Source organism: Methylobacterium sp. ap11 (assembly GCF_900110515.1).
Lineage (GTDB): Bacteria > Pseudomonadota > Alphaproteobacteria > Rhizobiales > Beijerinckiaceae > Methylobacterium > Methylobacterium ajmalii.
On sequence record NZ_FOEB01000030.1, the window covers coordinates 48,710 to 65,862 of the forward strand.

Annotated in this window: 22 protein-coding genes and 1 tRNA gene; 12 read left to right on the forward strand and 11 right to left on the reverse strand. The window is 73.1% G+C overall.

All coding sequences use genetic code 11. The features are described 5' to 3' along the window. Positions 1 to 29 precede the first annotated feature (29 nt). From BMX97_RS28565 to BMX97_RS28585, 5 genes are all read left to right on the forward strand, one after another. Positions 30 to 980: a DMT family transporter gene (locus BMX97_RS28565; protein ID WP_091754545.1), complete on the forward strand. Its 951-nt coding sequence runs from the start codon at positions 30 to 32 to the stop codon at positions 978 to 980. A gap of 86 nt (positions 981 to 1,066) precedes the next feature. After that, a complete protein-coding gene (locus BMX97_RS28570) occupies positions 1,067 to 2,392 on the forward strand; it encodes a glycerate kinase type-2 family protein (RefSeq protein ID WP_091754546.1) in 1,326 nt (441 codons plus the stop codon). 52 nt (positions 2,393 to 2,444) lie between these two features. Then, positions 2,445 to 2,822, forward strand: a complete 378-nt coding sequence (locus tag BMX97_RS28575) for a DUF1036 domain-containing protein (protein WP_082742742.1) — start codon at positions 2,445 to 2,447, stop codon at positions 2,820 to 2,822. Positions 2,823 to 3,063: 241 nt separating this feature from the next. After that, positions 3,064 to 3,315 (forward strand): DUF4926 domain-containing protein, encoded by a 252-nt coding sequence (locus BMX97_RS28580; RefSeq protein ID WP_091754547.1) that lies wholly within the window; start codon positions 3,064 to 3,066, stop codon positions 3,313 to 3,315. Next, positions 3,312 to 3,653: a DUF6883 domain-containing protein gene (locus tag BMX97_RS28585; RefSeq protein WP_091754548.1), complete on the forward strand. Its 342-nt coding sequence runs from the start codon at positions 3,312 to 3,314 to the stop codon at positions 3,651 to 3,653. Before BMX97_RS28580 ends, BMX97_RS28585 begins: the two co-directional genes overlap by 4 nt. Positions 3,654 to 3,757: 104 nt before the next feature. Here BMX97_RS28585 and BMX97_RS28590 read toward each other — a convergent pair whose 3' ends face one another. Continuing rightward, a complete protein-coding gene (locus BMX97_RS28590) occupies positions 3,758 to 4,084 on the reverse strand; it encodes a BrnA antitoxin family protein (RefSeq protein ID WP_091754549.1) in 327 nt (108 codons plus the stop codon). Positions 4,085 to 4,249: 165 nt separating this feature from the next. Here BMX97_RS28590 and pyk point away from each other — a divergent pair, with 165 nt between their 5' ends. Further along, complete coding sequence (gene pyk / locus BMX97_RS28595) at positions 4,250 to 5,686, forward strand: pyruvate kinase (protein ID WP_091754550.1); 1,437 nt, start codon at positions 4,250 to 4,252, stop codon at positions 5,684 to 5,686. A gap of 135 nt (positions 5,687 to 5,821) precedes the next feature. Here the strand turns inward: pyk and BMX97_RS28600 are convergent, their stop codons facing one another. The 4 genes from BMX97_RS28600 to BMX97_RS28615 all read right to left on the reverse strand — a co-directional run bounded on the left by BMX97_RS28600 (position 5,822) and on the right by BMX97_RS28615 (position 8,225). Next, a complete protein-coding gene (locus BMX97_RS28600; RefSeq protein ID WP_244538688.1) occupies positions 5,822 to 6,814 on the reverse strand; it encodes an alpha/beta fold hydrolase in 993 nt (330 codons plus the stop codon). Between the two features lie 41 nt (positions 6,815 to 6,855). Further along, positions 6,856 to 7,476, reverse strand: coding sequence for a tetratricopeptide repeat protein (locus tag BMX97_RS28605; protein ID WP_091754552.1), 621 nt, complete (start codon positions 7,474 to 7,476; stop codon positions 6,856 to 6,858). Between the two features lie 80 nt (positions 7,477 to 7,556). Then, positions 7,557 to 7,682 carry a type B 50S ribosomal protein L36 gene (ykgO, locus tag BMX97_RS28610; RefSeq protein WP_012334921.1) on the reverse strand — a complete coding sequence of 42 codons (126 nt, stop codon included), beginning with the start codon at positions 7,680 to 7,682 and terminating at the stop codon, positions 7,557 to 7,559. Between the two features lie 234 nt (positions 7,683 to 7,916). Further along, the gene (locus BMX97_RS28615) at positions 7,917 to 8,225 is read right to left on the reverse strand and encodes a hypothetical protein (RefSeq protein WP_091754553.1); all 309 of its coding nucleotides are present in this window, start codon (positions 8,223 to 8,225) and stop codon (positions 7,917 to 7,919) included. A gap of 185 nt (positions 8,226 to 8,410) precedes the next feature. On the opposite strand from BMX97_RS28615, the gene crtI reads away from it, so the two are divergent. The 5 genes from crtI (at position 8,411) to BMX97_RS28640 (ending at position 14,078) form a co-directional block, all read left to right on the forward strand. After that, positions 8,411 to 9,946 (forward strand): phytoene desaturase family protein, encoded by a 1,536-nt coding sequence (gene crtI, locus BMX97_RS28620; RefSeq protein WP_091754554.1) that lies wholly within the window; start codon positions 8,411 to 8,413, stop codon positions 9,944 to 9,946. A gap of 77 nt (positions 9,947 to 10,023) precedes the next feature. Next, the gene (locus BMX97_RS28625; RefSeq protein WP_177202386.1) at positions 10,024 to 10,770 is read left to right on the forward strand and encodes a lysophospholipid acyltransferase family protein; all 747 of its coding nucleotides are present in this window, start codon (positions 10,024 to 10,026) and stop codon (positions 10,768 to 10,770) included. Further along, positions 10,767 to 11,891 carry a glycosyltransferase family 2 protein gene (locus BMX97_RS28630; RefSeq protein ID WP_244538689.1) on the forward strand — a complete coding sequence of 375 codons (1,125 nt, stop codon included), beginning with the start codon at positions 10,767 to 10,769 and terminating at the stop codon, positions 11,889 to 11,891. The genes BMX97_RS28625 and BMX97_RS28630 overlap by 4 nt, the downstream gene beginning before the upstream one ends. Before the next feature lie 19 nt (positions 11,892 to 11,910). After that, positions 11,911 to 13,326: an amidase gene (locus BMX97_RS28635; protein WP_091754556.1), complete on the forward strand. Its 1,416-nt coding sequence runs from the start codon at positions 11,911 to 11,913 to the stop codon at positions 13,324 to 13,326. 173 nt (positions 13,327 to 13,499) lie between these two features. Then, a complete protein-coding gene (locus BMX97_RS28640) occupies positions 13,500 to 14,078 on the forward strand; it encodes a hypothetical protein (RefSeq protein WP_091754557.1) in 579 nt (192 codons plus the stop codon). Between the two features lie 155 nt (positions 14,079 to 14,233). Here BMX97_RS28640 and BMX97_RS28645 read toward each other — a convergent pair whose 3' ends face one another. The 4 genes from BMX97_RS28645 to BMX97_RS33975 are packed head-to-tail and all read right to left on the reverse strand — an operon-like array spanning position 14,234 to position 15,636. After that, positions 14,234 to 14,461 carry a hypothetical protein gene (locus BMX97_RS28645; RefSeq protein WP_060846191.1) on the reverse strand — a complete coding sequence of 76 codons (228 nt, stop codon included), beginning with the start codon at positions 14,459 to 14,461 and terminating at the stop codon, positions 14,234 to 14,236. Further along, the gene (locus tag BMX97_RS28650) at positions 14,458 to 14,925 is read right to left on the reverse strand and encodes a lysozyme inhibitor LprI family protein (RefSeq protein ID WP_244538690.1); all 468 of its coding nucleotides are present in this window, start codon (positions 14,923 to 14,925) and stop codon (positions 14,458 to 14,460) included. The genes BMX97_RS28645 and BMX97_RS28650 overlap by 4 nt, the downstream gene beginning before the upstream one ends. Positions 14,926 to 14,951: 26 nt before the next feature. Then, positions 14,952 to 15,098 (reverse strand): hypothetical protein, encoded by a 147-nt coding sequence (locus BMX97_RS33215; protein WP_177202382.1) that lies wholly within the window; start codon positions 15,096 to 15,098, stop codon positions 14,952 to 14,954. A gap of 1 nt (position 15,099) precedes the next feature. Continuing rightward, positions 15,100 to 15,636, reverse strand: a complete 537-nt coding sequence (locus tag BMX97_RS33975; RefSeq protein ID WP_244538691.1) for a Ros/MucR family transcriptional regulator — start codon at positions 15,634 to 15,636, stop codon at positions 15,100 to 15,102. Between the two features lie 458 nt (positions 15,637 to 16,094). On the opposite strand from BMX97_RS33975, the gene BMX97_RS28660 reads away from it, so the two are divergent. After that, positions 16,095 to 16,168: transfer RNA gene (locus tag BMX97_RS28660), tRNA-Gln, on the forward strand. 73 nt (positions 16,169 to 16,241) lie between these two features. Here the strand turns inward: BMX97_RS28660 and BMX97_RS33220 are convergent. Further along, on the reverse strand, positions 16,242 to 16,406 hold the full coding sequence (locus BMX97_RS33220; RefSeq protein ID WP_177202383.1) for a hypothetical protein: 165 nt from the start codon (positions 16,404 to 16,406) through the stop codon (positions 16,242 to 16,244). Positions 16,407 to 16,575: 169 nt separating this feature from the next. Then, entirely contained in the window at positions 16,576 to 16,968 is a 393-nt protein-coding gene (locus BMX97_RS32465) for a hypothetical protein (RefSeq protein ID WP_177202384.1), read from the reverse strand. Positions 16,969 to 17,153: the final 185 nt, after the last annotated feature.

A 17,153-nucleotide genomic window follows, 5' to 3' on the forward strand; every position in this document is an offset into this window, starting at 1 on the left:
CCGGGAGCGCCCTGCGCGAAGGCCCGCCGATGTCCCGCACCCCCCTGCCCGACCTCGCCGCCGGCGCCCCGGCCGCCGGCCCGCCGGCTGCCGCCGATCTCGGCCCGGCGCTCGCCGCCCTCGTCGCCGGCGCGGTGGCGATGGGCCTGTCGCCGGTCCTGGTGCGGGTGGTCAGCCCGGAGGTCGGGCCGTTCGCCAGCGCGTTCTGGCGCGTCGCCCTGGCGCTGCCGGTGCTCTGGGGCTGGATGCGCTGGGAGGAGGCGCGGGCGCCGCACCTGCGCCGCGGCGTCACCCCCTCGGCGCTGCTCGCCGGCCTCGCCTTCTCGGGCGACCTCCTGTTCTGGCACCTCGCGATCCTCGGCACCACGGTGGCCAACGCCACCTTCTTCGCCACCACGGCGCCGGTCTTCGTGGTGCTGTTCGCCTGGATCGGCCTGCGCCGCCGGCCCGCCGGCCGCACGCTCGCCGGCCTGGCGCTGTGCCTCCTCGGCGGGGCCGCCCTGGTCGGGCAGTCGGTCCAGGTCGATCCGAGCCGCCTCGCCGGCGACCGGGACGGGGTGATCACCGCGCTCTTCTTCGCCCTCTACTTCCTGACGGTGGAGCGCGCCCGGGCCCGGGGAATGGGCGCCGCCCGGGTCACCTTCGTGGCCTCCTGCGTCACCGCGCTCGTGCTCCTCGGCGCGGTCGCGGTCCTCGAGACCCGGCCGGTCCTGCCGCGCTCCCCGGGGGCCGCCGCCGCCCTCGTGGCGCTCGCGCTGATCAGCCATGCCGGCGGCCAGGGGCTGCTCTCGGTGGCGCTCGGGCGCCTGCCGGCGGGCTTCTCATCCCTGGTGATCTTCCTCGAGGCGATCGCCGCCGCGCTCCTGGCCTGGCTCGTGCTCGGCGAGGCGCTCGGCCCCCTGCAGGGGCTCGGCGGCGGCCTGATCCTGGCCGGCATCGCGGTCGCGCGGCCGCGGCGCGCCCGGGCGACCTCACTCTAACAGACGAGAACGAGGCCGGCACGAAGCCGGTCCGAAGCATGACCACAAGCCCGGCGTGACCGCCGCCCAGAGAGGAGCCGCCCCCCGTGACCGATGCCTCCCACCGAGACGCCTCCCCCTCGGAGACACCCGACCCGGAGACCCGCGCCCTGCTGCTGCGCCTGCTCGACGCGGGCGTGACCGCCGCCCATCCGCGCGGCTGCCTGGTGCCGCACCTGCCCCCCGTGCCGGCCGGGCGGCTGGTGATCCTCGGCGCCGGCAAGGCCGGGGCCAGCATGGCGGCGCTCGCCGAGCGGCACTACCGGGCGCAAGGGGTCGACCCGGCCCGCATCGCCGGGCTGGCGGTGGCCCGCCACGGCTACGGCGAGCCGGCCGGGGTGATCGAGGTGGTGGAGGCCGGCCACCCGGTGCCGGACCAGGCCGGCATCGCGGCGACGCAGCGGGCGCTCGACCTCGCGGCTTCCGCCGGTCCCGACGACCTCGTGCTGGTGCTCCTCTCCGGCGGCGGCTCGGCCAACTGGATCGCGCCGGCGGGCGCCCTGACGCTCGCCGAGAAGCAGGGCATCACCCGGGCGCTCCTGCGCTCGGGCGCGGCGATCGACGAGATCAACTGCGTGCGCAAGCACCTCTCGCGGATCAAGGGCGGGCGCCTGGCGGGGGCCGCCCGCAACGCCGGCCGCATCCTGACGCTGGCGATCTCCGACGTGCCCCGGGACGACCCCGCGGTGATCGCCTCGGGCCCGACGGTGCCGGACCCGACGACGCTCGCCGACGCGCGGGCGATCTGCGCCCGCCGCGGCATCCCCCTGCCCGCTTCCGCCGAGGCGCTGCTGAACGACCCCGCCAACGAGAGCCCGAAGCCCGGCGACCCGGCCTTCGCCCGCAGCGAGTTCCGGATCATCGCCCGACCGGTCGAGGCCATCGAGGCCGCCGCCGCGGCGGCGCAAGCGGCCGGCTACGAGCCGGTGCTGCTCGGGGCCGACCTCGAGGGCGAGGCTCGCGAGGTGGCGGCCGCGCACGCGGCGCTCGCCCGCGAGATGGCGGCTGCGGGCCGCAAGGTGGCGCTGATCTCCGGCGGCGAATTGACCGTGACGATCCGGGGCGAGGGCCAGGGCGGGCCGAACCAGGAATACGCGCTCGCGCTCGCCCTGGCGCTGGACGGCGCCACCGGCATCGCGGCGCTCTCGGCCGATACCGACGGCACCGACGGCGGCCGCGGCGAGGCCACCGACCCGGCCGGCGCGATGATCGACCCCACGACGCTGGCCCGTGCGGCGGCGGCGGGGCTCGACGCGCGGGCGAGCTTGGGAGAGAACGACTCGACCCCGTTCTTCGACCGGATCGGCGACCTCGTCCGCCCCGGGCCCACCCGCACCAACGTCAATGACCTCCGCATCATCCTGGTTGGCTGACCTCCCCTCCCTCCGCCGCGCCGCGCTGCTCTCGCTCCCGCTCCTCGCCCTGATGGGCGCCGGGCCGGCGCGGGCGGACCTGCGGATGTGCAACATGACCGGCAGCCGCATCGGCATCGCGCTCGGCTACCGGGATTCCGGCGGCTGGGTGACGGAGGGCTGGTGGAACCTCTCGGCCAAGGGCTGCGAGACCCTGCTCAAGGGCGCGCTCGCCGCCCGCTACTACTACGTCTTCGCGGTCGACTACGACCGCGGCGGCGAGTGGAGCGGCCGCTCGCTGATGTGCACCCGCGACCGCGAGTTCACCATCCGGGGCGTCGAGGATTGCCTGGCCCGCGGCTACGACCGCAACGGCTTCTTCGAGGTCGATACGGGCGAGCAGAAGAGCTGGACGATCCAGCTGACCGATCCGGGGCGGGCGGGGCCGTGAGGTAGGGTAGAGTGATGGATTTCGTGGCCGACTGACCTCTGGAACGGGTGCGGAATACAGGCGTACCGTTCGACGCTATGAAACGCCAAGCGCGCCCAGCTTGCACCGAACTCGGCCGGAGGGCGTGCGTCCGGCGGGCGCGGGAGATCGACTGCCGCTACATCGCCGAGCATGGCCCCCTCGGACCCGTGCCGTCCGCGCCTCGCTTGCAATCACGCGAGCAGCCGGTACCCTCGTCGCCATGTCGCTCGAATTCGCCTATCGGTTTCGTCGGAAAGCTCCTCATCAGGGCCTGCGGGACCTTGACCGGGTCGCGTTGACGGCCGCCGTGGTGAGCGACGACGGAGACACGATCCCGGCAGGAGCAACGGGCACGATCGTCAGCGTCCACGAGGGCGGCTCGTCCTATGTCGTGGAGTTTTCCAAGCCTGTCGGCGCGCTGGCGACGGTCGAGCCGCAGCACATCAAGCGAATCGGGCTCGCACCGCGTTGAACGGACCCGACGTCGCCGTCGAATGGGTGATCGACGCGCCCAAGATCCTGTCGTTTCTCCTCAATCCGGATCACGAGGACGGTGCGTCCAAGGAGAAGTTTCTGGTTGGGTTCGGTTTCTCGCGCCACGCGCCGAGCGTGCTCGCCGATGCTCTGGTCGAGCACGCTATCGCCAACTTTCCCGGGGTGAGACGAATACCGCCGAAAGGGCCGCCCAGGATCGTGTTCGAGGGAACGGTCACTGCTCCTGATGGGCGCGAGATGCCCTTGCGTACCGTTTGGGAGATCTACCCGCCCGCGACCATGCGGTTCATCACAGCCGTGCCGCTGACGCGATAAGGTCCCACATTGTCAAGGCGGCTGGTCGCTCCCCTTGGATCTCTCGAGACCTCTGTCGATGGAATGGTTTCGGGAGGAGCGTTTCCCTTAGGTGCGGTGATGCATCACCAGGCTCGATCCGTGCGCAACTTGCGCGCCGCCTCCGCCAGCACCGCGTTCATCCGGGTCTGCCAGCCCGGCCCCGTCGCCTTGAAGGTCTCGACCACGTCCGGGTCGAGGCGCAGGCTCACGAGTTGCTTGGGCCGCTCGGACTTCGGCCGGCCGCCGCGGCTCGGGAGGGCCGCGTACACCTCCGGGGGGAGGACTTCGTGGGCAGGACGCAGCTGGGCCAGTTCCTCGTCCGTTAGCTCGGGAGAATCTACGGCATCCCAGTCCTCGTGCGTGTAAGTGGGAGGATTCGCGTCTGCCTTCGCGATGGGGGGCATAGGCATTCCTTTCCTTCGGAGGTGGACGAGACGACCATCGGGCTGCTCACACGATCTTAACCCATCGCCCACCCCTGCCCCGACCCAAAATCGCCAATTGACCCGAGGCCCCCGACCGGCTTTCCGTACGGTCCATCCTCCGCCCATCGCACACCCTCGGACGACACCCCCATGAAGCGCGCCCGCCGCACCAAGATCGTCGCGACCCTCGGCCCGGCCTCCGAGGATCCGGCGGTGATCGAGGCGCTGTTCGCCGCCGGCGCCGACGTGTTTCGCATCAACATGAGCCACCTGCCGCGCGAGCGGCTGAGCGAGCGGGTGGCGACGATCCGGAGCATCGAGCAGAAGCTGAAGCGGCCGATCGCCGTGCTGGTCGATCTCCAGGGCCCCAAGCTCCGGGTCGGGCGCTTCGCCGCCGACGCGGCGATGATCGAGAACGGCCGGGACTTCGTCCTCGACGACGACCCGACGCCTGGCGACGCGACCCGGGTCCACCTGCCCCATCCGGAAATCCTGTCGGCGCTGGAGCCCGGCCACGCGGTGATCGTCGACGACGGCAAGCTGCGCCTCGTCGTCACCGAGGTCGCGCCCGGCCGGGCGGTGACCCGGGTGGTGACCGGCGGCAAGATCTCGAACCGCAAGGGCGTGTCGCTGCCCGACACCACCATCCCCGTCGCGGCGATGACCGAGAAGGACCGCCTCGACCTCGAGGCCGGCCTCGCCGCGGGCGCCGACTGGATCGCGGTGTCGTTCGTGCAGCGGCCGGAGGACGTGGCCGAGGTCAAGGCGGTGGCGCAGGGCCGCGCCCTGGTGATGGCCAAGATCGAGAAGCCGCAGGCGGTGACGGCGCTCGACGCCATCATGGCGGTGGCCGACGGGCTGATGGTCGCCCGCGGCGACCTCGGGGTCGAGATGCCGCTCGAGCAGGTGCCGGGCGTGCAGAAGCGCATCACCCGGGGCGCGCGGCGCCTCGGCAAGCCGGTGGTGGTGGCGACGCAGATGCTCGAATCGATGATCTCCGCTCCCGTACCGACCCGGGCCGAGGTCTCGGACGTGGCGACCGCGGTCTACGAGGGGGCGGACGCCGTGATGCTCTCGGCCGAGAGCGCGTCGGGCGCGTTCCCGGTCGAGGCGGTCTCGACCATGGACCGCATCGCCCAGCAGGTCGAGCGCGACGGGATCTACTGGTCGATCATCGCGGCCCAGCGCAACCAGCCGGAATCGACCGCCTCCGACGCCATCGCGGCCGCCGCCCACCAGATCGCCGACACGCTCGGGCTCAAGGCCGTGATGGCCTGGACCGCCTCCGGCTCGACGGCGCTCCGCCTCGCCCGCGCCCGGCCCGACGCCACCGTGATCGCGCTGACCCCGAAGCGCGAGACGGCGCGGCGCCTCGCGCTCGCCTGGGGCACCCACCCGATCGTCACCAACGACGCCAGCGACATCGACGACATGTCGTTCCGCGCCTGCAAGTTCGCGGTGCGGGAGAACTTCGCCGGCATCGGCGACCGGGTGATCGTGGTGGCGGGCCTGCCCTTCGGCACGCCCGGCGCGACGAACCTCGTGCGCATCGCCACCGTGACGCCGGAGCACGCCGCGAAGGCGTGACCGGGCCGCGCGAAGAGCCGCGACGGGATCGGGGGCTAGAGCGCTCCACGATCGCGTTGCAATCGCGAGCTCTCTAAGTATTTGTTTTGTCGCATTTTCTCCGACGAACTGGTTTCCACTTCGTCGGAAAATGCGCTAGTCCGCCCCCACCCGCTCGCGCGCCGCCAGGGCCTCGATCTCCGCCACCACCGTGTCGGCGGCGATGTATTGCAGCATGTGGCCGACCCCCGGCAGCACCACGAGCCGGGCGCCGGGCACCTCGCGGGCGAGCGCGCGGGCGTGGATGTCGGTCTTCACCACCGGGTCGATGTCGCCGGCGACGATCACGGTCGGGGCGGTGATGGCGGGGTAGCGCGGGCTCTGCCGCTCCAGGAAGGCGTAGAGCCCGTCGAGGTCGCGCAGATTCGCCGCGAAGGTCGAGGGGCGCAGGATCAGCGGCACCCGCGCCCCGTCGAGGTAGCCCGCGGGCAGCCCCTGCGGGCGAAACACCACCTCGGCGAAGCGGTCGAGGGTGGCGAAGCCCAGCGGCGCCGCGACCGTGTAGGTGGCGAGGTTCAGCAGCATCCGCCCGGGCAGCGAGCGGTACCAAGCGGCGTAGCCCCCGACCGAGCCGCCGGGCCAGGGATGGCTCACGGGGGCGAGCAGGGCCAGACCGGCGACGCGCTCGGGAAAGTCGAGGGCGAGCGCCGTGGCGAGCGCGCCGGACCAGGAATGGCCGACGACCAGGGCGGGGCCGACCTTCATCGCCGCCAGCGCCTCGGCGATCAGCCGGGCCTGCACCGCCGGCGAGGCGGCGTCAGGGGCGATGCGGTCGCTGTAGCCGAAGCCGGGCCGGTCGAAGGAGAGCACCCGGAAGCCGTCGCCGGCGAGCCGCCGGCCGATCGCCAGCATCGGGTCCATGGCGTTGGCGGACGCCCCGTGCAGCAGCACCACCGTGCCGCGGCTCGGCGCCCCCTCGCCCGGGCCGGCCTCGATGACCGCGAGGTGCCCGCCCTCGACCGCCACCCGGCGGCCCGCCGGAGGGTAGCGCGCCTCGACCACCAGGGTGATGATCCAGGTCGCCAGCAGGCCCGCGGCGACGAGCGCCAGCACGGTTCCGGCGACGAGGCCGGCGATCAGGGTCAGCACGCGGGAGATCCGTCCTCTGGACCGGCGCGGCGGCCGGTCGGTCACAGGTCGCGGCCGTCGACGTCGGGGGCGAGGCGCTCGATCGCCTCGTGGACCTTGCCCATGCGGGGATAGATCGCCTCGGCGCGGCGGAAGGCGGCGAGCGCCCGGCCCTTGTCGTCGCTCGCCATGTAGATGTGGGCGAGCGCCGCCCAGGCCTCGAAGTGGCGCGGCTCCAGGCTGAGGGTGCGGTGCAGGTCGGCGAGCGCGCTCGCCTGGTCCTCGAGCAGGAAGAAGGCGGTGGCGCGCCGGCTCCAGCCCTCGGCCCAGCCCGGCTCCAGCACCGTCACCCGGTCGAGGAGCTCGACGGCCAGCGGATAGTCCTTGGCCTGCATCGCCTCGGCGGCGCGGCTCGCCAGCAGGTCGACGGTGTCGCTGCCCGAGCGGTCGAGGCGGCGCTCGATCAGCTGGGCGACGCCGCGGGCCTCGCCGTCGTCCTTGGCCGCCTTCAGCCGGGCGAAGAGGTCGTCGAGGGTGACGGGCGCCCTCGGGGCCTCCTTGGGCGCCTCCTTGCGGGGCGCCTCGGGGGCCGCCGTCGCGGCGGGGGCGGTCGCCAGAACGCAGAAGGCCGGCGCTCCGAGGAGGCCGGCCGTCATGCAGATCGAGAGAGAGAGACGGCGCATGCCGGCACTGTCCGGCGCCGGTGCGGTCCCGTCAACGCGATGGCTTGCCGCGGTATCCCCCGCAGCAGGCCACCCACGCCTCAGCCCTGGCGGGCCTTGTAGCGCTTCTGGGTCTTGTTGATGACGTAGACCCGGCCCTTGCGGCGCACGAGCTGGTTGTCACGGTGCCGGCCGCGGAGCGACTTCAGCGAGTTGCGGATCTTCATCGGTCTGGTCTCACGTCGGTGCGCCGGAACGCCCGGGCGCGGATGGAAAAACGGGCTCGCGGCGCCCGTCCGGGATGGAGGCCACCCTGGGCGAACGCCGACGCCGGGCGATGCGGAGCACCGCCCGTGCGGAGGCGCGTGACTTACCCGGCGGCGCGGTGACGAGTCAACCGGATCCCCAGCGAAAACGTCGCGGGCCGGTTGACCTCGCCACGGGTTTCCGAGTCGTCCGCCTCACGGCCGGGCGAAGGGCGCGTCCGGGGTCGCGGCGGGCGAGCCGGGGGCGAGCGGCCCGTCGTCGCCGATCACGCTGGTGGTGCCGCCGGGCGGGCCGTCGAAGCCGACGACCCCCATCGGGTTGCTCGGCGTGACGTTCGGGTTCGGGCGCAGCGGCCGGACGCTGCCGGTCGAGAGCGGATCGGCCGGCGCGGCGCGCGGGCTCACCGTGATGTCGAGGGCCTGCTGGGCGAAGGCCGGGCCGGCGAGGGTGAGGCCGAGGAGGCCGGCGAGGACGAGGGGCGTCTTATGAAGAACGGTCTTCATGGCGGCGGGTCTCCGGTGCGGCCGCAGGGCCGCTTCTGGCGGGTCAACCCGCCCGGTCGTCCCGGGGTCCCTGACCGAGCGGCATGCCTCCGGCGCGGCAACTTGCGCCGAGGCCCGCGCGTTGACCCGCCTCTCCCCGAGCCTAGCTTGTCGGGAACGGGCGCTCTCGCCCGCTCGGGAGAAGCGTGATGGCGGGGTCCTCGGTCGCGGTGGTCGGCGGCGGGTTGGGCGGTCTGGCGGCGGCCTGCGTGGCCGCCTCGCGCGGGCACGACGTCACCCTCTACGACAAGAACGCCTGGATCGGCGGAAAGGCCGCGGTCCTGCACGAGGGCGGCTTCCGGTTCGACATGGGGCCGACGATCCTCACGGTGCCCCGGGTGCTCGAGCGGATCTTCGCCGAGTCGGGCCGCTCGGTGCGCGACTACATGGACCTGCGCCGGCTCGATCCGCAATGGCGCTGCTTCTTCGACGACGGCAGCCGCATCGACCTGATGGAGAACGTCGCCACGATGGCGGCGGAGATGGACCGCTTCGCCCCCGGCCAGAAGGCCGGCGAGGGCTACAAGCGCTTCCTGGCTCTCTCCGAGCACCTGCACGGCGTCTCGGAAAAGTTCTTCTTCTGGAAGCCGGTGCAGGACCTGTTCGACACGATCGACATCCGCGCCAACCTCAATCCCGGCACCCTGCGCGACGTGCTCTCGCTGCGCATGCACGCCTCGGTCGCCGGCACCATCCGGGGCAAGGTGCGCGACGCCCGCCTCGCCCAGATGCTCGACCACTTCGTGCAGTATGTCGGCTCCTCGCCCTACGGCGCGCCGGCGGTGCTCTGCGCCATCGCCCACATGCAGACCGCCGACGGCGTCTGGTACCCGATGGGCGGCACCCGGGCGGTGGCCGAGGGGCTGATGAAGCTCGCCGGCGACCTCGGCGCGACCCTGAAGCCCAACAGCGACGTCGAGGGCGTCGCGATCGAGAACGGCGCCGTCAAGGGCGTGCGGGTCGGCGGCGGCGTGGTGCCGTACGACCGCGTGATCTCGAACATGGACGCGGTGCGCACCTACCGCGAGCTCGTCGGCGGCGAGGTCGGGCGCACTTACGAGAAGCGCAGCTTCGAGCCGGCCTGCTCGGGCGTCGTGCTGTATCTCGGCCTCAACAAGCGCTACGACCACCTCGCCCACCACGACTTCGTGTTCTCGCGCGACCCCGAGGAGGAGTTCGACGCGATCTACCGCAAGGGCGAGCCGGCGCCGGACCCGACCGCCTATCTCGCGGCACCCAGCGTCACCGACCCGTCGGTGGCGCCCGAGGGCGGCGAGGCGCTCTACGTGCTGGTCCACACGCCGTACCTCCGCCCGCACCACGACTGGTCGCAGATGCTGCCGGCCTACCGGCAGAAGATCCTCGACAAGCTGAAGCGCACCGCCGGCATGCCGGACATCGAGGACCGCATCGTCGTCGAGCGCCACCTGACCCCGGCGGACATCCATTCGCGCTACAAGGTGCTGAACGGCGCGATCTACGGCCTGGCCTCCCACGGCCGGATCATGGGGGCGTTCAAGCCCGGCAACCGCTCGCGGGAGGTGCAGGGCCTCTATCTCGCGGGTGGCGCCGCCCATCCGGGGCCGGGCATGCCGATGGTGATGATGTCGGGCTGGATCGCCGCCGACGCCCTCGACCAGGACGCGCGGGGCACCGCCGAGGACCTGAAGGCGGCCTCGTGAGCGGGCGGGCCCGCCCGCCCGGGCGCGGTCTGCCGCCCGATCCGGTCGCCGCCCGCTCCCCCGCCATCTGGCGCTTCATGGGCGTGTACTTCGCCCGCTTCGCGCGGCGCCACCTCAACGCCGTGCGCATCGCCGGCTGGGGGGCGCCGCCGGCGCTCCCCGCCTCCGGGCCGGTGGTGATCTACTGCAACCACCCGGCCTGGTGGGACGCGGCGATCATCATCCTGCTCGCCCAGCGCTTCTATCCGCAGGCCGAGAGCTACGCGCCGTTCGACGCCGCGATGCTCGCCCGCTACCGGATCTTCTCCCGCATGGGCGCCTTCGGGGTCGACCTCGACTCGCCCCGCGGTGCCGCCGCCTTCATGGCCGCCTCGCGCAGGATCCTGGAGCGGCCGGGGCGCGTCATGTGGATCACCGCGCAAGGGCGCTTCAGCGACGTGCGCGAGCGGCCGCTGGGATTGCGCCCCGGCGTCGCGCGGCTGCCCGAGCTGGCCCCCGACGCCCTGGTGGTGCCGCTCGCCCTCGACTACGCCTTCTGGGAGGAGCGCGGGGCGGAAGCCTGCGCCGCCTTCGGGCCGGCGGTGCCCGCCCGCGACCTCCTCGCCCTGCCCCGCCCGGAGCGCCTCGCCCGCCTGGAGGCCGACCTGACCGCGACCCTCGACCGCCTCGGCGCCGACGTGCGCAGCCGCGATCCCGCCCGCTTCACCCCGCTCGTCGACGGGCGGCGCGGCGTCGGCGGCGTCTACGACGCCTGGCACCGGCTGACGGCGATGCTGACCGGGCGCCGCTTCGTCGCCGGCCACCGGGAGGGCCGGGCGCCGTGACGATCCTGGCCTGCCTCGCCCTGGACGTCCTCGCCCTGGCCCTGGCGCTGCTGCCGGCCGTCCTCGCGATGACGAACCTCCTGGCCCTGCGCCGGCCCTCGGAGGCACCGGCGCCGGACGGCCTCGTGTCGATCCTGATCCCGGCCCGCAACGAGGCCGCCAACATCCGCCCGACCCTGGAGGCGGCGCTCGCCGGCACCGGCGTCCCGATCGAGGTGATCGTCGCCGACGACCACTCGACCGACGCGACGGCGGCGATCGTCGCCGAGATCGCCGCGCGCGATTGCCGGCTCCGCCTGATCGCGGTGCCGCCCCTGCCGGTGGGCTGGACCGGCAAGAACCACGCCTGCCACGTCCTCGGGCAGGCCGCGACCGGGCGTCACCTCCTGTTCATCGACGCCGACGTGCGCCTCGCCCCCGGCGGCGCCGCGGCGCTGGCGGGCGCGGCGGCGAATGCCGCCCTGGTGAGCGGCGTGCCGCGGCAGGTCACCGGCACCTGGGGCGAGCGCCTGACCGTGCCGATGATCAACTTCGTGCTCCTCGGCTACCTGCCGATCCCGCTGATGCGCCGGCTGACCGATCCCGGCCTCGGCGCGGCCTGCGGCCAGATCGTGATGGTGGAGGCCGAGGCCTATCGCCGGGTCGGCGGCCACGGGGCGATCCGCGGGTGCCTGCACGACGGCGTGCGCCTGGCCCGGTTGTTCCGCGGCGCCGGCCTCTCCACCGACCTCGTGGCGGCGACCGAGCTGGCCACCTGCCGGATGTACACCGACTTCTCCCAGGCCTGGGCCGGCTTCTCGAAGAACGCCCACGAGGGCATGGCGACGCCCCGGGCGCTCCCGGTCTGGACCCTGCTGCTCGGCGGCGGCCACGTCCTGCCGCTTCTCCTCGTGATCGCGGCGCTGCTGGGCGCCGGCAGCCTGCCGCTCGCCGCGGCCGCGCTCTCCCTGTCGCTCGCCACCCGCGCGGCGATCACGCTTGCCACCCGCGAAGACCCCTGGACGATCGCGCTCCATCCCCTCACCGTGGCGCTGGCGCTGGCCTTGCAATGGAACGCGCTCCTGCGCCCGCGCCGGGCGGGGGTCGCCACCTGGAAGGGGCGCACCTACCCGGCGGCGTGACGCGACAGAGGGAGATTCGATGACCGAGATCCGCGACCTCGACGGCACCGCCACGCTGCACGCCTATCGCGACCGCACCCTGTCGCCCCGGGAGGTGGTGGCCGACGCCCTCGACCGCATCGACCGGCACGGCCCGGATCTCGACGCCTTCGTGCTCGTCGACCGCGACGGCGCCCTGGCAGCGGCCACCGCCTCCGCGGCGCGCTGGGCCAAGGGCGAGCCCCGCGGCCCCCTCGACGGCCTCACCTTCACGGTCAAGGACAACATCGCCTGGGCCGGCCATCCGATGCGGCGCGGCTCCCTCACCACCTCGGACGCTCCGGCGACCGAGAACGCCCCGATCGTTGACCGCCTGATCGAGGCCGGTGCCATCCCGCTCGCCAAGACCACGATGCCGGAATTCGGCTGGAAGGGCCTCGGCGACTCGACCCATACCGGGCCGACCCGCAACCCCTGGGACACGCAGAAGACCACCGGCGGCTCCTCGGCCGGGGCCGCCGCGGCGGCGGCGCTCAACCTCGGGCTCCTGCATATCGGCACCGACGGGGCCGGCTCGATCCGCATCCCGGCGGCCTTCTGCGGCATCTACGGGCTCAAGCCCAGCTTCGGCCGGGTGCCGGCCTTCCCGCCCTCGCCGTTCGGGCCGGTGGCGCATCTCGGCCCGATGACCCGGGGCGTGCGCGATTCCGCCCTGATGATGCGGGCGATTGCCCGCCCCGATTCCCGCGACATGGCGGCCGCGCTCGGCGAGCCGCCGGACTACCTCGCCGGCCTCGAGGACGGGGTGCGGGGCCTGCGGATCGCCTGGAGCCCGCGCCTCGGCTACGCCACCGGCATCGACCCCGAGGTGGCGCGGCTGACCGAGGCGGCGGCCAAGGCCTTCGCGGATCTCGGCGCCACCGTGGAGGAGGCCGATCCGGGCTTCGCCGACCCGGTCGAGACCCTCAACGGCGTCTGGCTCGTCGGGGCCTGGTGCGTGCTGCGGGGGATCCCCGAGGACCAGCGCGACCGCGTCGAGCCGGCCCTGCGGGCGGCGGCCGAGCGCGGGCGGCAGATCTCGGCGCCGGACTTCGTCGCCGCCCTCAACGCCCGGGGCGCCCTGTTCACCGCGATGGCGCGGTTCCATCAAACCTACGACCTGCTCCTCACCCCGGCGCTCGCCACCCCGGCCTTCACGGCCGACAACCTGACGCCGCCGGGCGGGGCCTTCGGCGACGACTGGCTGAACTGGACGCCGTTCTCCTACCCGTTCAACCTCACCGGCCAGCCGGCGGCGAGCGTGCCCTGCGGGCTGACGGAAGCAGGCCTGCCGGTCGGCCTGCAGATCGTCGGCCCGATGGGGGCCGACGCCCGGGTGCTCGCGGCATCGCGCGCCTTCGAGGCGGCGCGGCCCTGGCCCTCCTTGAGCGAGCCGCGGGTCACGCATCGGGGATAGAGGGCGGATCCCGGCGCGGCGCGCCGGTCCGGGGCGCGTCCCCGGGGCGGCACCGGCCGGGTCACGAACCCGCGAGCCGGGAAGGCGCGACGAAAGGGCTCCGAACCACCCCAGCGGCCCGGCGTTGTCCGGCCCTGAAGGAAACCCTTTCTTCACGATCAGGAGATGGTGCCATGAGGCATCTCGTTCTCGCATCCGCCCTCGCGGCCGGCGCCCTCGCCCTGTCCACCGCCGGGGCCGATGCCCGCGGCGGCTTCCGGGGCGGTGGCTTCGGCGGCGGTGGCTTCGGCGGCGGTGGGTTCCATGGCGGTGGGTTAGGCGGTGGCGGCTTCGGCGGCGGTGGTTTCCGGGGCGGCTTCGGCGGGGCCGGGTTCCGCGGCGGTGCCCTGGGTGGCGGCTTCCGGGGCGCGGGTTTCGGCGGTGGGTACCGGGGCGTCGGCCTCGGGGCCGGCTACCGGGGCGGCCTCGGCGGTTACCGCGGCGGCTACCGGGGCGTCGGGTTCGGCGGATACCGCGGCGGTTATGGCGGGTATCGCGGCTACGGCTATCGCGGCGGCTACGGGCGTGGCCTGGGCTACGGCCTCGCCGGGGTCGGCCTGGGTCTCGGGCTCGGCTACGGGCTCTCGAACGTCGGCTATTACGGCGGTTACGGCGGCGGCTACGGCGTATCCTACGCCGGCTGCGGTCCCTACGCGTATTACGACGACGCCTACGGGACCTGCGTGTCCTACGGCTACGGCTACGGCTACTGACGCCTGAATCGCCCTCGCGAGCGGGCGGTCTAGCCCGGCGCGATGGCGTACAGGACAGGAAGGGCCGGCCCGAAAGGACCGGCCCTTCTTCCGTCCGGACCGACGGATCGGTGGAGGCGCCGAACCGTGTCCGTCAGGGCGCCGAACTGCGCCCGTCAGGGCGCCAGGATGATCTCCGCGAGGGCGAGCGCCTTGGCGAGGGCCGCCTCGGTCTTCGGGGTCGGCGGAACCGGCACCCGCGCCTCGCGCCGAACTTCCTCCAGCACCGCCTCTCGGGCGTCCGGGTCCCGGGCGATGCGCTCGCGCAGCAACGCGGCGACGATCAGCTCGAGGGCGCCCAGCCGCGCCTCGACGTCGTCCTCGAAGGTCAGCGGTGCCGTCATCGGCGTGCTCCGTCGCGGCGCGCAGCCCCGTCCCCGATCTCGTCGATCCGGGCGGCGAGCAGCCGAATCTTGCATTCCGAGGCGAGCTGCCCCGCAGCGGAGCCGCCATGGTAGTCGAAGTCGTAGAGGCTGTCGCAGTGGCGCCGGAAGTACTCCTCCCAGGCGGCCTGCGCCGCCTGGAACGCCTTGCGCCAGTTTTCCGCATCCTCGCGGCCGGCGAGGCTCCCGGGGCTCGGAGGCCGGGTCGCCACCGCCGCGATGGCGGCGAGCTTGCGCTCCACGGCCGCCGCGAGCCGCTCGCGCAGCGCCTTGGCGGCATCGTCGAGGCAGGCGCCCTTGCGGTACTCGGGCAGCGCCTTGCCGGTGCAGGCCCGGATGGCCGCGGCGGCGGGCGCCGCGCCCGTCTCCCGCGCCGCGGCGGGCGCCCCTGCCAGAACGAGGCCTGCGAGGACGAGGCCGGCCACGCCCGCGCGCCGGTGCGGCCGACCGGTCATCCGAGCCAATGCCCCAGCAGCTCGGCGCCGGACAGCACGATGCCGACCGTCCCGATCGCGCCCCCGGTCAGGAGCAGCAGCATCCGCTCGCGCGACGGCAGCCGCCGCCCCCGCGGCTGACGCCAGGGATTGGCGAGCTCCATCCTACTCGGCCGCCTTGCGCGACCGGCGGCGGGTGGGCTTCTCCGGCGCCGCCTCGACGGCGGCCTCGGCCCGGGGCGCCTCTTGCGCGGTTTCCTGCACGGCCTCCTCCCGGGCGGCCGCCGCGGCGTCGCGGCGTCGCTGCCCGAGGCCCAGGCTCTTGGCCAGGGCCGAGCGCTGGGCGGCGTAGCTCGCCGCGACCATCGGATAGTCGTGCGGCAGGCCGAACTTCTGGCGGTACTCGGCGGGGGTCATGCCCTGCGAGGTGAGGTGGCGCTTGAGCGAGCGGTAGGGCTTGCCGTCGATGAAGCTCATCAGGTGGTCGGGGGTGACCGATTTGCGGATCTGCGCCGGCGTGGCCCGCGTCTCCTCGACCGGCGCCTCGGCCGGCCGGCCGAGCGCCGTCAGCGACGCGTGCACCGAGGCGATCAGAGCCGGCAGTTCCGCGACCTGAAGATTGTTGTTCGCCACATAGGACGAGACGATGTCGGCCGCGAGGCCGACGAATTCAGTCTGCTGCTCCAGGTTGACGTCCGACACGAGCTTCCACCCCGATCTGAGCAACCCGGCATCGTCCGAGTCGTCCAGGCATATCGGGCGAAACGCGCAGTCATCAAGTGAAACTCCGCAGCCCTCAAGGAAAAGTTGTGTATCGCGATCATCCTCCTCGGGGCCGGGACCGGTCAACGACCGCCCGCGACCGGTCGGGCCGCGGTCGCGTCCGTGATCGCCCTGCGTATTGTCCGCCCGCGACCGCCCCGTCACCGTTCGGCCCCCGACCGTGACGCGATCGCGCCCGCATACGGACCGGCCGAGACCTTGCGGGCCTTGCCCCGCTCCCATCCCCATCCTCGGGCCGTCGCCCCGGCGGGACGGCACGCGCAAGAAGGCCTTGACCGGTCCGGCGAACCAGCCTATCAGCACCGCACCGCAGGCGGTGACCGGCCAGCCCGGCCAGACGGAACGCTCCTCTGGACCCGAAGCAGCCACCGCCTCGTTGGGGGATAGTTTAACGGTAGAACAGCGGACTCTGACTCCGTTAGTCGAGGTTCGAATCCTCGTCCCCCAGCCACTAATAGTTTCAAGTGCTTAGATTTGATTTTCAGGCGACATGGTGCGGTAGTCAGACACGCCCGTCCGCCGGATTAGACAGCCTTCGTGCGTTTTCTGTTCTCCTGATCCGGTTTGACGACCACTCCTCGGAGTTTCGGTTCGAGGTCGGCTTCGCGCGAGTAGTGCGCCGTCATGCCCTCGGTCTCCTGGCCGAGCATGCCGGCGATCGTGCGCGTGTCGATACCGAGTTGACGCATCTGCGTCGTAGCGCAGTCCCTGCTTTCCCGACCGGACACGCTTCGGGGTGACCGGCAGCGGCGCGGTGGCGCCAAGGCCGGGGTAAGCCGCCGCCTCGGCCCGGGTCAGCAAGCGCGAGGTTGGCAGCGGCAGTGGGCGCTCGGCGAGCGCCGCTCGGGCGCGCGGCATCTACCCCTCCCCCTGTTCTGTGGGCGGGGCGGTGGGGCGGCGATCGGGAAGTGCGCCTGGTTCGCGCTCATGAACCGGAAGATCTCGACGGCAGAACTCCGGTCTCGCGCGCAAACCAGGCTGTCGCGCGAGAGAGGATGTGGCTTCGCCGACCTTCGGTTTGCGCTCCAGCTTCAACTGACGGTTCTCGCGCCGCAGCCGAAGCAGCTCATCACGCTCGCTCGCCGACAGGGCAGCCTCAGTAGCAGGAGGTTTCGTCTCCAGAGGCTTCGTCTCCAGGCGGCCTTCCAACTGATCGGCCTCGGCCACCCAGTTGCGGATGGCTTGGGCCGACGGCTCGAACTCACGGGCAAGGCCGGTCGGATCGCGCCCGGCGCGGACCAACTCGACCATCTGGCGGCGGAACTCCACCGGGTACGGGGGACGGGTTCTCGGCATGGCAAACACACCTCACGCGAAAGCGCCCTCGGTGTCCACCAATCGGGTTCTTGCTCGTTTTGCGTGGATGGCGGTGGATCGCCTCGGGCCGATGATGGTCTGATCCGTCCTCCCCATCGTGGGAGGCATGAACATTCCCT

What these genes read in the sequence shown, in the direction of transcription:
- BMX97_RS28565 (WP_091754545.1), top strand. Translation starts at nt 30, where the DNA reads ATGTCCCGCACCCCCCTGCCCGACCTCGCCGCCGGCGCCCCGGCCGCC.
- BMX97_RS28575 (WP_082742742.1), top strand. Translation starts at nt 2,445, where the DNA reads ATGGGCGCCGGGCCGGCGCGGGCGGACCTGCGGATGTGCAACATGACC.
- BMX97_RS28580 (WP_091754547.1), top strand. Translation starts at nt 3,064, where the DNA reads ATGTCGCTCGAATTCGCCTATCGGTTTCGTCGGAAAGCTCCTCATCAG.
- BMX97_RS28590 (WP_091754549.1), bottom strand. Translation starts at nt 4,084, where the DNA reads ATGCCTATGCCCCCCATCGCGAAGGCAGACGCGAATCCTCCCACTTAC.
- pyk (WP_091754550.1), top strand. Translation starts at nt 4,250, where the DNA reads ATGAAGCGCGCCCGCCGCACCAAGATCGTCGCGACCCTCGGCCCGGCC.
- BMX97_RS28605 (WP_091754552.1), bottom strand. Translation starts at nt 7,476, where the DNA reads ATGCGCCGTCTCTCTCTCTCGATCTGCATGACGGCCGGCCTCCTCGGA.
- ykgO (WP_012334921.1), bottom strand. Translation starts at nt 7,682, where the DNA reads ATGAAGATCCGCAACTCGCTGAAGTCGCTCCGCGGCCGGCACCGTGAC.
- BMX97_RS28615 (WP_091754553.1), bottom strand. Translation starts at nt 8,225, where the DNA reads ATGAAGACCGTTCTTCATAAGACGCCCCTCGTCCTCGCCGGCCTCCTC.
- BMX97_RS28625 (WP_177202386.1), top strand. Translation starts at nt 10,024, where the DNA reads ATGGGCGTGTACTTCGCCCGCTTCGCGCGGCGCCACCTCAACGCCGTG.
- BMX97_RS28635 (WP_091754556.1), top strand. Translation starts at nt 11,911, where the DNA reads ATGACCGAGATCCGCGACCTCGACGGCACCGCCACGCTGCACGCCTAT.
- BMX97_RS28640 (WP_091754557.1), top strand. Translation starts at nt 13,500, where the DNA reads ATGAGGCATCTCGTTCTCGCATCCGCCCTCGCGGCCGGCGCCCTCGCC.
- BMX97_RS28645 (WP_060846191.1), bottom strand. Translation starts at nt 14,461, where the DNA reads ATGACGGCACCGCTGACCTTCGAGGACGACGTCGAGGCGCGGCTGGGC.
- BMX97_RS33215 (WP_177202382.1), bottom strand. Translation starts at nt 15,098, where the DNA reads ATGGAGCTCGCCAATCCCTGGCGTCAGCCGCGGGGGCGGCGGCTGCCG.
- BMX97_RS33220 (WP_177202383.1), bottom strand. Translation starts at nt 16,406, where the DNA reads ATGCGTCAACTCGGTATCGACACGCGCACGATCGCCGGCATGCTCGGC.
- BMX97_RS32465 (WP_177202384.1), bottom strand. Translation starts at nt 16,968, where the DNA reads ATGGTCGAGTTGGTCCGCGCCGGGCGCGATCCGACCGGCCTTGCCCGT.